This window comes from Enterococcus sp. UD-01 (genome assembly GCF_044909655.1).
GTDB lineage: Bacteria > Bacillota > Bacilli > Lactobacillales > Enterococcaceae > Enterococcus_L.
Genome location: NZ_JBIYEU010000001.1, coordinates 14,785 through 27,134, shown reverse-complemented (window position 1 = coordinate 27,134; position 12,350 = coordinate 14,785). Strand labels below are relative to the sequence as shown.

Genomic DNA, 12,350 nt, shown 5'->3' with positions numbered 1-12,350 from the left:
CCTCCTTCCTAGGTAGCGAAAGCCATTTCTACAGTGGCAGAGTGATTGGCTTTCACGGTTTGTAGCATTTGATGGAGCTCTTCAAAAGGACAATAAACTAGCATTTTGCCCACACGTCCTCTTAGATCAAGATAGAGGCAATGATATTTCGGTAAATTTTTTAGCCACTCCCTATTTTCGTCAGAAACTTCCAGTCCTAAATGGCGTAAAATATCTTCTCGTTCATCCTTATCGTCATAAGCAAAAATTCGTCCAAAGTTCCCAGTGTCGTCTTCCTCAGCCGTATCTTTTACCGATTGGGTGACAATAATCAATGTATTGTTAAAACTACGTCCAACACGACGCATCGCCTTGATAATCGCACGTCCATTTTTGGAGATATTAAATAGCCAAGCTTCATCGAATAAAACAACGGTACTTTCTACACGGTCTCTCAATCCGAATAATTCACAGAACTTACCAATACACATCATTAACATCACTGATTTCCGTTGGGTAGCACTAAAATCACTACTTAATGTTTCAGCACGGGGCATATCTAACCCTAATACTTCTAAGACCGTCACTTTCTTATCTAGGTTTAAGCCATCATTTTCTCCATAAGAAAAAGCCAGCTCAAGAATCGATCCTTGCACGGACTTCATAATGAGATTGGCTGTATCTTGTACTTCTTCATTCGTATTTTTTAGCATGGTGTCAACGACATGTAATAAACCTACACGTTTTCCTTTGTCTCGTTCCTTAAGCACCTCTTCAATCCCATCTAGCATAGCTAGACGCGATTTCTTTTCTCTGGCATGGGTAAAATCATAGACTTCCTCAAATAAATCCTGTGCCATATCTTTCGCCGCCACCCGATTTTGAATAAAGCAGAAGGGATCAAGGACGCCCTTATTAGACTCTTTTTCAGGATCAAGGCGAACCTGATGGAAGTGCTCTTTCACAAATGAACAAGTTGCTGGGAAATCGTTCTGATAGTCAGGATCTTGGATGACTTGCGTAATCCAGTCAAAAAATTCTGATTTTGGGTCAACATATAAGCCCTTGCCTTTCATCAATACATAGATAAAGAAAATGAACTTAGCTAAATAAGATTTTCCATTTCCTGTAGGGCCAGTAATCGCAATATGAGGACTATTGGCTTTTTTATCCGCAATGTCGCTTTGATTGCCAATCGAAGGATTTAAAAAGACGGGCTTACGACTGGTTTGGGCAATTTCCTTGGGTGTTAAATTTCGAGTATTTTTTAGTTCTGAAACCATCCCTATTGGAATCCCTACATTGTCGCCAATCCGATTATCAACAGCAATCATCATTTCACTGATGCCTTCCACAGTGGTGTAGTGCAGCCAATTTTTTTCTTTGCCCGTTTTATGTCCTAATAAAAACTTATGGAAGAGAAAGACTTGATCAGCCAATCCTTTGACTACTTCTACATTCCGAGATTGTGCCATCGAAAGAATCGTTCGAACACGACTGCGACATTCTTCGGCAGAATGACCAAACACACAAAAAACCCCTAACCATTTGATGATCGGGACTTTCAAATCAATCTTATTATTTAAATCTGTTAGTGAATAGCGATTAAACTGACTTGATTTCATTTCAGTATCGCCCATTGAGAGGGTTTCACGAGCACTATTTTTCAATCGTTTGCCAGCACGAGAAGATTTGCCTTTTAGTCCACGTCCACCTTTCAGTGGTTCAAAATGTCCTTTTAACCGAAATTCAACTGGGAAAGGAAGACTTTGCATTAATTCTACGACATGATTAAAGGCTAGATTTGGTGCAAATTTATGAATCGGCAACATCGCAATAAAGGTGGTGCCTTCAAAACTACGTAGTTCTAACAATCCTTGTTCTTTGGTAGGATTAAGGATCGTATCTGTTAAGGAATAACCATCTTTTTCGACAAAATCCATTGTATAAGAAGCTTTCATTCCTCTAGTGTAGTTGTAGCGAAAGGCTTGAAGTAATTCTGTTTCTGTTAATCGACGCGCATTAACTGCACCGACTAATTGAAAAATTTCTGCTTCTAGTAGACGAAAACGATGGAGAAACTCTTTATCTACAGATAATTGATAGTGATTTAATGCCAATAGTTTCGCAATACAGCCATCTAGTAATTCTTGAAACTTGCCTTTCATAGAAGCGGCGGCAGACATACCAGAGAGTTTGACGCCAATATAGAACTTCTCAGTCGTAATGATGGAGAGCTGGCTTTCCAAGGTTTCAAATGTTCGTTTGACAACATTGTTGCCCATTTCTTTTGCTTTTGTATCAAAATCTTGAGCAAAAGCTGCTAATCGTTCTTCTAAATTATAGGAGTTAGGGTTTAAAAACAATTCAAAATCTTCAAAGCGGCGTAAGCTCTGTAAGAATTGATTCCATTTCCGTTTATGTTTTTCTTGTGTTTCGCGATTTTGTCCGATGACATATTCACTAGGGCAAGTAAAATATGCCCAGACTTCATTGCTTGATGTCACAAGAAGATTTTTATACACCTTTCCAAAAGGTTGTTTGAGTTTCATGTAATCTTCCTTTCTTTTCAAATTAAAACAAAAAAAGAACAGCCGTCGTGACTGTTCAAGCGTTAAATTGATATTCCAACCATTTCTTCATAAAAAGAATTGCTCGTTTTAATTAATCTTTATCCTACGGATATTTTTTGTGTCTGTTTTTCCTCTAGCTGACTAATGCGATATTTAAATAAATTAGCAATAAGAGTATAATCAATATAAAAAGGGAGGTCTGTTGCTAAATGAAAAAATTGAATAATATTTTTCTTTATATTGCGCTACTAAATTTTCTTTCAGCACTGTTTCTAATTTTTAGTTCTGGCTATGTCACTAGGATTGCCAGCTTTCTTTTCTTTATCAATTTTGTACTCAACATGAATTTAGCTTCTAAGAAAGCAAACGGTGTGCTTTAGACTACTGTTTTCAACTCAGTTTTTTGCAGCGATAACTTCATGTATAGGAGCGCTGAATTTTTCCAAATAAGTTTCCCACTTTAATCTCTCTAGCTAGCATACTCCAAACTAATAGTGATTATGAATAACTTTTTTGGTAAAATTAACTTATTATCATTTTAGGAGGGATCTTTCTTGAAAATAATCAATAAAATGAAAATTGACTGGTCTTGGTTTTGTTTATCCATCACATTTTTCGTAATGGGGCTTAATGGAAGCAAGTTATTTTGGGTGACATCTGTTCTCTTTATGGTAAGCGCATTTCTAGAGAACCGCCCAAGTAAACATTCTTGAGCTATCTTTATGCAATAGAGCCAAATTCAGGAACTATCATGGTTGAACTGTCACTTGTAGATAGGATAGAAATGACTGAGGAAAATATCCATCTAACTTTTATGAAGATTGCTGTTAATTGCTATGCTAGCGGAAAATGAGAATGTGCGTTCTCGTTTTGTGATGTTTTTTTAGAACCAGGTCAGAAGCAATAGATGGAATACCATTGAGTGCCTATTCAGTCAATCACTTTTTATCCAATTAGTAGAACGTCTTTTTTATGATTTTTGCGCTAAATAAACACCATAATTATAGTTCTTATATACACAATCGATAAACGAAAAACCGCTCTTTTTCAATAGGTCAAAATGAGTAGCTAACGAGGCCGGGCGATCTTCGGAGTAATAATTTGGAAGCCATTGATTTTCTACTTTTTCTTCTGATACACTTTCAAGCATAAATGATTTCCAATATTCTAAATATTTCTTTTGGACGAATGAATTGCATCCAAGCATGATATCTACATTAATAAAAATACCTTTTTGAGAAAGAGCATGAAAAATTTTTTTATAGAACATCAACTTATCTTGGGTTGTGTCAAGATGGTGTAAAGCTAAAGAGCTGACCATTACATCATAGGTTTGAGTAAATTCTAATTCATAAAAGTCATTTTTTATTAAAGTGATCGGTTTCTGTATTTTATGTTTAGCTAGTTCAAGCATATTTTCGGAAATGTCCACACAGGTAATTTGAGCGTTTGGGTATTTATCTGCGATTCGTTTTGCTAAGGTTCCTGTTCCACATCCCAAATCAACAACAGAGAAATTATCTAATTGACTATAGGGGATAAAATCCAATAAAATTTCACACATCTTATGATAATTCGGAATCAATTTCACAATTGTTTGGTCAAATTCAGCGGCCTCTTCTTCAAAATGGGACAATACTTTCTTCATTCGATCCATACTTTTCTCTCCCTTCATTTTTTTCATTGTAACACATTTCACAAAAATCGAATAAATACTAATAAAAATAGATATTCTATAAGACTTTGTTTGCAAATGAATTTAAAGAAAGTTAGTTGCTTAAGAACTTGGATATAGATTGATTGAAAAAGATTAAGGATGTATGTCTATTTGATAAATTTTTGCTTACGTAAAGCAGTTTCTGTTACTTCCAATTTATTGCTTTTAAAAAAATTAACAAATTTTTGGATCCATGGTCTATCAACGCCGGTATCTCTGTATTTTTTCATTGTAGCATCATACTCACAAATTTTTGAATAATCAATAGCTGAATAGCGATCTTCAAAAATTGAAATCTCTTTTGGCAGCCTAGGTTTTTTCTCAGGATTATCTGTTGCTTTACCAATACAAAGAAGAAACAATGGCAAACAGAATTCAGGAAGGTCACAGAGTTCAATAATTTCCATACTATTTCTTCTAATTCCTCCAACAATCACCGTCCCATATCCCAAACTTTCAGAAGCAATCACAGCATTTTCACATGCTAGTGAAGCGTCCGTAGTAGCCATAATTAAGGCATCATAATTATTGGTCACATCATAATAGGTTTGGTTCTTTTCACTGACGGTTCGTGTACGATTTAAATCTGCGACAAAAAGAATAGCCTCCGAACATTCTTTTATTTGTGAATTTCCTGGATTTAATCTCACCAGTTTTTCTTTGATTGTTGGATCAACCAATCGAATCATACTGTAAAACTGTCCATTTTCAAAACTAGGTGCTTGCTTAGCAGACTGTAAAATTAGGTTTAGTTCCGTTTTAGAGATTTGATAACTTGCTTCAAACTTTCTTCTAGAGCGGTGTTCTGTAAGAATCGTAATCGTTTCATTCATCCTTTTCTCTCTCCCTTTTTTATAGTATGCTAGTACTATAGATGATGGAGTTAACTCCATGTCAATGGCTTTATCCATTTAAAATAGGAGGTAATTATAAGTGAATTACACAATTGGTGCATTTTCAACGGAAGTCGGTTTATCGATTGATACACTACGTTATTATGAAAAAGAAAAACTCATTTTACCCAAAAGGAACGAAATCAACCGTAGAATTTATGACACATCAGATATTACTTGGATTAACTTTATAAAAAAGCTAAAACAGACGGGCATGCCAATTAAAGATATCAAGCAATATGCAAAACTTCGGTATCTAGGAGATCAAACCATCGAGAAACGAATGGATTTGTTATATAAGCAATACGATGTCCTTGTTGAACAACGGGAAGAAATAGATCAATACACCCAATTTCTATTAAAGAAAATAGATACTTATAGGGAAATGCTAAATGAAAGAGACAGTAATTAATTTTTATTCTTACTAATTTAAATCAAAGATATTGGATTTTTTTGTTAAAAGGGTTGACATGGTCTTAACTCCAGCATTTAAGATGGGTGCATACTTAAATTTTAGGAGGAATTTCCATGAAAAAATATGTTGTCATCACAGGTGCCAGTTCTGGTATCGGGTACGCTGTAGCTAAAGGATTTGCAAAACGGCAAAAGAATTTAATTTTAATTGCTAGAAGAGAAGATAATTTGTTGAAGCTGAAAAATGAGATTGAGAATGAAGTACCTGAAATTGAAGTTTTAATCAAAGCTGCTGATTTAACAAAAATAGACAGCTTAGAGAATTTATTTTCGGAATTGGATCAGTATTTCATTGAAACATGGATAAATAATGCTGGTCTAGGCTATTATAGTGAAGTTAAAGATCAGAGCCTAACCAAAACGTTACAACTTCTTAATTTGAATGTTGAAGCCTTAACAGTTTTATCTGTTTTATATGTTAGAAAATATCATGACCAACCGGGTACACAACTAATTAATATCTCTTCAGCTGGGGGCTATACGATGGTTCCCAACGCAGCGACTTATTGTGCGAGTAAATTCTATGTTAGTTCCTTTACGGAAGCACTAAGCTTGGAATTGCGAGAAAGCAGTTCTTCACTTCAAGCAAAAGTATTAGCACCTGCGGCAACTAAAACCGAATTTGGACAAAAAGCAAATGATGTCAGTGAATATGACTATGACAAAAAATTCAATAACTATCATACAAGTGATGAAATGGCCCAATTTTTGTTGGATTTATATGACAGCGACAAAGTAGTGGGCATTATTGATAGAAAAACTTTTTCATTTACTTTAACTGAAAATTTATTTGCTTATGCGAATCAAGCTTCATCTAATCAAAAATAAGAAATCACCATAATAAAAGCTGCCTAACAGTCGATTGTGAACTGCTAGATAGCTTTTATTGTTGCTTTTACTGACAAAAAATTATAGACTACTTTTTTATGATAAAAAGTTTCCAATTGCTCATGATAAAGAACCTTTCTTGGTAAAACATACGTCCATAAATAACTGAAATAATCCTTCAAAAACAAATCAACGCGCTTGCCATCGGGCTCCACTCGATTGAATAATTGAACCATCCCATAAGAAACACCAATCGACACCATCAAGGCAATTTGGTTTAAGCCAATTGTTAAAAAGGACAGAAGCAGCATCAAGGCAAAGCTAATTGTCGCAATTGTAAAATCTTGCGCGTAAACCACAAAAGGGAGCTTGACGTTTTTTGCCAGCTCCCGAATCATGTAAGGTGCATTAAAGGGTTCTCGGTAATCAAAAATCTGTTTATTCTTCATATGCTTACAACCCAAAGTAACTTTTCAGATTAGAGAGAGAATTTAAAATGCCAGCGGGATCTTTGATAAACGCATAAATGATCCCACCAAAAAATAGGATCGCAAAACCCTGTATCCATTTAGAATCCATAAACTCTTTAATGACCAGATAGACAACCACTACACCGAAAATAGGCGCAACCCAATCATTTAAAATATAGTTGCTGGCTTCTTTGGCATTGGCATCCGCAAAGACAACGGTTCCTCTTATAAAAGTCAAATAGAACAGAGTTACGCCAATACTGAGCTTTGAATGGATCAATTGTTGCAGGTACATTTTTACTTGTTTCAATTCTTGTTTCATTTAGTCGATTCCTCCTAAATAGTGCGTCATTTTTTCAATAAAATAGGTATTGTCTCTCTGCTTTAATAGCAGTGTCATATTTTCTTTATGAAACGTCTTGGTTGCTTTGTCATACACCTCAAAAGAGACAAAGGAAATCAATTGCTTCTCTTTGGCATAGTTTTCCGTTTGAATGTTTTCAACCGTATATTCACCATTTAACGTTTCAGGTTCTTTCATCAAATAAGCCATTTCTTCTGTGGATACGGATACGTATTTTTCAAGAAAGGCTTGAACAAAGGCTTGCATGTCCTTATTTTGTTGGTTCTTAATCAGTCCATAGCTAGATTTATCCATACCCTCTTCTAGGACTTTTCCAGTTGTCAGTGTTGGTTCATTGGAAAAATAAGGATAGCTGGTCACTTTAAAGCTACCATCGGGATATTCTTTAAAAGGAATATTCAACAAGGTTTGATGCTCACTGGTTTCATAGTCTGTATATTTTTCTTTGGTCGTGACTTCTTTAGCGCCTTCCTTTTTCTTAACTTCTTTTTCTTTCACAACAGGTGAGACCACCTCATAGGTAACTCGATATTGAGCAATGGCTTGTCCGTCTTTTGTGATAACATCGTAGAAGCTGTTATTCTTTAATTTTCGTTCGCTGCCATTATTGGTTTCTTCCTCTATTTCAAAGGAAAAATAGGACGTTTGTAAATTTGCTTGTCGTTCTTCAAAGGCTTGTTGCTCACTAGGAATGTTGATATAAAGCGAAATAAAAGGCTCTAGAAAATGTTTGTACAGTTCTGAGACGGTACTCGTTTGCGATTGGTTCGTTGTTAAGGTCTTTTGGATCTCCTTTGTCAGCATCGCCTGTTCTTTTGTAATATTGGCTTGCATCTTATTGGCTTTTAGATAACCAATGGGACCACTGATGATTAAAAAAGTCAGTAGTGATAGAAATAAGAGGCGAAACAAGCGAATAGAACCTGTTTTTTCTTCTTTTGGTTTTGCGGGTCTAGCTATTTTTCGTTCTTTGATAAACCTCATAGAAAATCCTCCTGTTCATTCTTCTTTTAAAAAAGAGAACCCCTTCAATTTTTGAAGAAGTTCTCGTCTGGTTAATCGTTCCCCATAAATTTTTAAACGGCTTGGGCTACTGGTATAAATATAGGTGGCTTTGTAATAATCATAAAAAAAGCCGAGATACTTTCCCGACTCATCATAGTGCTCTAATCCTTCAATATATAAGCTGGTATGTGCTGAAAGCATTCGTTCAAAACAGACTTCACGTAATGGTTGAAAGATTAAATCCTCACGTTGCAATTGCTTTTTCACATATAAAAAACGTTCTGCCTGTTTTTCAGGGATGGCTCCCTCTAAACAGAAAAAGCCATATTCTTTAAGAATATCTTTGAGTCGAATCGACATTATCCATGTTCCTCCTATTAATAACGAACATCAAGAATGACGCCATCATCTGCTTGGTATAAGTTAGGATTCATGCTCAACTCTCTGCCGATCTCTTCATAATCAATATGCCAAGCGATAAGTTCAGGTACACCCTGTAAATAGCCTAATTCTTCTATATATTCTTCTGCGTAATCTTCAAAGGAATGACAGTCCGAATAGACACCAATATCATCTATATTTTCAGCAGCTTCCAATAAGCTGGAAAAGAATCCATAGGAAACAAGTTCTCCTAAATAATGGATTGCTGGATGATGTTCTTCTTCTGCTAATAACGCCGCCACTGCATTCATCTGATCAAAATCCTCATAGTTGGTTAACTGAAATGGTGCCATATAATCAGTAACGAGGTAGTCATCAAATTCATCAAGAGATAATTTTTCTCTGACTTCTTCCATCCGAACCGGTAATTCAAACCAGCGACCTCGATGGAACAATGGGTTTTCAATGTAAAGCTCAATCATTTTCTCACCTCATTTCTTAGTCAAACAAATAATGCGCTAGCAATTGTTCAATTTCTTCTTGTTTGATGATGATTTGTTCTGTTAAACGTTCATCCTTTTCATCTTCCTCAAACGTATCTTGAAGTAATAATTCGCGAATAGTCGTGGTGATTTCTTGAATTTCCTTTTTATCTTTTTCCTTTAATTCCGCTTGTTGAATCCGTTCCATAAGTTCGTTCTTTCCTAGCGCTTGATCAATCAACCATATTTTCTTTAAGGTTGGTGCAAGGTAGTTGGATAACCAGCGCAGCGCTTTGTCATAGGATGGTTTTTCCGCTCTTACGGTTAACCGTAATTCTTGCATACTTTCAATGACACAGCGCCATTCAAGACTATAGCCCGTTCGAACCCCTTCTGCATTGCAATCAAATACTTTAACAGAGGTATCAATCAATTCTTTAACCGCCCATTCTAAAGTTTCTCCAGTAGAGAGAAGATATTCCACAAACAGATAGGCTTTTTCATCGGCTAGACGGACTTCATAACGATTGATAATTCCATATTTTTGACGCGCCATTTCTACCGAGATTTCTTCTTTTTTAGCCAGTTCATAATCCTTTTGATAGAAATTCATATAAAAAGGGGATTGCTTCGAGCCAAAATAAAGAGACAGGCCTTTATTCACCAGCTGCTTATTTTTCAACAAAAAACCACCCTTGTAATCGAAATTACGAAAGGTGGTATCCACTAATCCTTGTTCATATTTTGCTTTTAGCGCATAGAGATCATAATTAGGCAGTAGTAAGGATTCAAGTTCATCTAAGGCAATATCAATACGTGTAATTTTTGTATCTATCCGCAGCCCATGTCCAAAAAGGTCATCTTGATACAATCGCCAAAAGAATTGAGACCAAGATTCCTGTTGCTCTTCTAGGATTAACTCATATTCGCGGCAGCCTTGACCACGAAGTTCAATCATCACCCCCATATCAAGGTTAGCAGGGTTAAAGAATACAAAAATTTCACTAAAGAAATAGGTCTCCGTGTAATGATTGAAGCCATAGCTTTTATAGCCGAAATAGTTAAAGTCCATCTTGAGCACTTTTTCAATTACTCGTTCTGGTGAATCAATCTTAAAGCGAACTCTTAAGAAATCAATTTTGGCTTCCATAGGTAGAATTCCTCCATCTAAATGAAAAACTTCCCTGATTTTTGTAATCAAGGAAGCTGGAGGTGTTCGTTTGCCAGTTTCAATCATGGATAAATAATTTCTTGGAATCCCTAATTGGTTCGCAAACACTTGTTGGGTTAGTTTTAACTGTTTCCGTAACTGTTTAATCTCAGTTGAATGCATCTTTACTTCATCACCTCATTTTAATAGTCATAGTCACAAAATTGGTTCAAAATAGTCACACGTTTAAAAAACGCTGTATCCCATATCTACCAAGGGATTCGGCGTATAAAGCGTGTCTATTTTGATAAAGTTACCCCCATGTTATTAATCGGGGGTAACGGTCAAAGGAGGGACAAGCCCTCCTTTGACCACGCACAGTCGCAGTCAGGATACCTGCCTGCTTCTTTTCGCTTCACCGCTGGTCGCACAGACGCCCAGCTTTCACAAGGAAACCTTGTTCATGAGCGAAGCGTCAAAAGGATGGAAGCTTCCATCTTTCATTAACTCGTTGATTTTTCCACTGTTACGTCTGACTAGGCATGGATAACCGTTCTAAAAGTTGAACGGTTTGGCAACGAAAAAGCAAATAGAAAACTTTTTTCTATTCCCTTTTTCATTGAGTAGTAGGAGATAGAATCGAATCTGAAATTTTGATGGCGTTTATTTAATTAGCAGCAATTTGAATATTGAGTGCTTAAATTTGATCATCATTTATGAAAGATATCGTTTGATAAGTCAGATATTTCCAATTTACTTAGGTGGATAGCTCATGTTTAGACAATTTAATACTGCGAATTATCGCTTCTGTTTTCGAGCCACAGATACATTTACGCTTTCAAGCAATACTCTTCGCACTCGTTGCCAGTAACTGAGATTGACGTGTTATTTGACATCTCGTTTGGATTCCCTAGAGATAGTTGGCTAATTATCAGGCTTATCTTAGCCTGTGATAGTCCTTTATCAAGATGTGCTTCAACTTTTACACATTCTTCTAGAGTCAAAGGATTGTATTTCATTGGTCAACATCCTAAAAGGTTCAAAAGACAAGATTACAGACTATTTCGATTTGAACTGTGTAATGGTTTCACCTGTCCATCGTTTAAAAGCTCTTGAAAAAGAAGCTTGTTCCTTATATCCAACTAAACTTGCTACCTCTTCTAATGATAATTCCTCAACTTGGAGATAACTGATAGCAAGCAATTGTTGAACTTTTTGAACCAACTGCATAAAAGTTACATTTTGACTTTTTAACTTTCGTTGCAATGTTCGGACGCTAACGCCTAGTGAAATGGCTACTTCCTCTCGAGAAAATGAATCGCTAGGAATCGCAGAAAACAATGTTTTTTCTACAAGATTCAAAAAAGAGTTTTCAGCAGAAAGATCTTCAAGACGACGTTTTAACTCTGGTTTCAGGTAATCCCACATAATATTATTCTGAGTCACAAAAGGCAAAAGTGTATCCTGCAATCGAAACGTTACGACATTGGTCTTTGACATTTCAGTTGGCACACCGATATATTGCTGGAGCTTTTCGCTATATGGATGCGGACTAGCTACACGTATTGGTGTAATAGGCGCTCCCGTTCCAGTACGAAGTAAACTGATTAATACCAACTGTTCATTAAGTAAGGTAAAGCGAGGCATAGTTGAATTTGGAATATCAAAGTCTAAATAAAGATTGACTTCTTCTTTCACTTCATCTACCTCAACATCAATTACTAAGGGGCATATAAGCTTTTTGTACTTAGCGAATCTACGGAATCCTTCAAGTGCATTTCCAGCACAAAGTGCGACAAAAAAAGGAGGCATGAACGTATTGATGTTTCCAATATCACTGAATGCTAAAATCTGTTCATCTGTTAATTCACAATCTAACTCAAATAAGAAATTTAAATAATCAGTAGGTGAAAGGACAAGTTCTTCTTTCCAAAGGAGATTAGGAATTTCTGCACGCTGTAAAACACTATCCAAGGAAAGACCGATTCCTTGGATAAATGCTTGAAACTGTTTGGAGATGACTAATTTCATATA

Annotated in this window: 12 protein-coding genes; 2 read left to right on the top strand and 10 right to left on the bottom strand. The window is 35.9% G+C overall.

Features of this window, described 5'->3' with window-relative positions; translation table 11 throughout:
* Positions 1–8: 8 nt before the first annotated feature.
* The 3 genes from ABH902_RS00175 to ABH902_RS00165 form a co-directional block, all read right to left on the bottom strand.
* Positions 9–2,531: an ATP-binding protein gene (locus ABH902_RS00175; RefSeq protein WP_404588512.1), complete on the bottom strand. Its 2,523-nt coding sequence runs from the start codon at positions 2,529–2,531 to the stop codon at positions 9–11.
* Positions 2,532–3,522: 991 nt separating this feature from the next.
* A complete protein-coding gene (locus ABH902_RS00170; RefSeq protein WP_404588511.1) occupies positions 3,523–4,209 on the bottom strand; it encodes a class I SAM-dependent methyltransferase in 687 nt (228 codons plus the stop codon).
* Positions 4,210–4,376: 167 nt separating this feature from the next.
* Positions 4,377–5,102 carry a nitroreductase family protein gene (locus ABH902_RS00165; protein WP_404588510.1) on the bottom strand — a complete coding sequence of 242 codons (726 nt, stop codon included), beginning with the start codon at positions 5,100–5,102 and terminating at the stop codon, positions 4,377–4,379.
* 100 nt (positions 5,103–5,202) lie between these two features.
* Here ABH902_RS00165 and ABH902_RS00160 point away from each other — a divergent pair, with 100 nt between their 5' ends.
* Entirely contained in the window at positions 5,203–5,574 is a 372-nt protein-coding gene (locus ABH902_RS00160) for a MerR family transcriptional regulator (RefSeq protein WP_404588509.1), read from the top strand.
* Between the two features lie 116 nt (positions 5,575–5,690).
* Positions 5,691–6,464, top strand: a complete 774-nt coding sequence (locus tag ABH902_RS00155; RefSeq protein ID WP_404588508.1) for an SDR family NAD(P)-dependent oxidoreductase — start codon at positions 5,691–5,693, stop codon at positions 6,462–6,464.
* Between the two features lie 44 nt (positions 6,465–6,508).
* Here ABH902_RS00155 and ABH902_RS00150 read toward each other — a convergent pair whose 3' ends face one another.
* The 7 genes from ABH902_RS00150 to ABH902_RS00120 form a co-directional block, all read right to left on the bottom strand.
* On the bottom strand, positions 6,509–6,913 hold the full coding sequence (locus tag ABH902_RS00150; protein WP_404588507.1) for a TcpE family conjugal transfer membrane protein: 405 nt from the start codon (positions 6,911–6,913) through the stop codon (positions 6,509–6,511).
* A 4-nt stretch (positions 6,914–6,917) separates the two neighbouring features.
* Positions 6,918–7,256: a TcpD family membrane protein gene (locus ABH902_RS00145; RefSeq protein ID WP_404588506.1), complete on the bottom strand. Its 339-nt coding sequence runs from the start codon at positions 7,254–7,256 to the stop codon at positions 6,918–6,920.
* On the bottom strand, positions 7,257–8,282 hold the full coding sequence (locus ABH902_RS00140) for a conjugal transfer protein (protein ID WP_404588505.1): 1,026 nt from the start codon (positions 8,280–8,282) through the stop codon (positions 7,257–7,259).
* A gap of 15 nt (positions 8,283–8,297) precedes the next feature.
* Complete coding sequence (locus ABH902_RS00135) at positions 8,298–8,663, bottom strand: hypothetical protein (protein ID WP_404588504.1); 366 nt, start codon at positions 8,661–8,663, stop codon at positions 8,298–8,300.
* Positions 8,664–8,680: 17 nt separating this feature from the next.
* Positions 8,681–9,166, bottom strand: coding sequence for an antirestriction protein ArdA (locus ABH902_RS00130; RefSeq protein WP_404588503.1), 486 nt, complete (start codon positions 9,164–9,166; stop codon positions 8,681–8,683).
* A 16-nt stretch (positions 9,167–9,182) separates the two neighbouring features.
* The gene (locus ABH902_RS00125) at positions 9,183–10,499 is read right to left on the bottom strand and encodes a replication initiation factor domain-containing protein (RefSeq protein WP_404588502.1); all 1,317 of its coding nucleotides are present in this window, start codon (positions 10,497–10,499) and stop codon (positions 9,183–9,185) included.
* Between the two features lie 876 nt (positions 10,500–11,375).
* The gene (locus tag ABH902_RS00120; RefSeq protein ID WP_404588501.1) at positions 11,376–12,347 is read right to left on the bottom strand and encodes a helix-turn-helix domain-containing protein; all 972 of its coding nucleotides are present in this window, start codon (positions 12,345–12,347) and stop codon (positions 11,376–11,378) included.
* Positions 12,348–12,350: the final 3 nt, after the last annotated feature.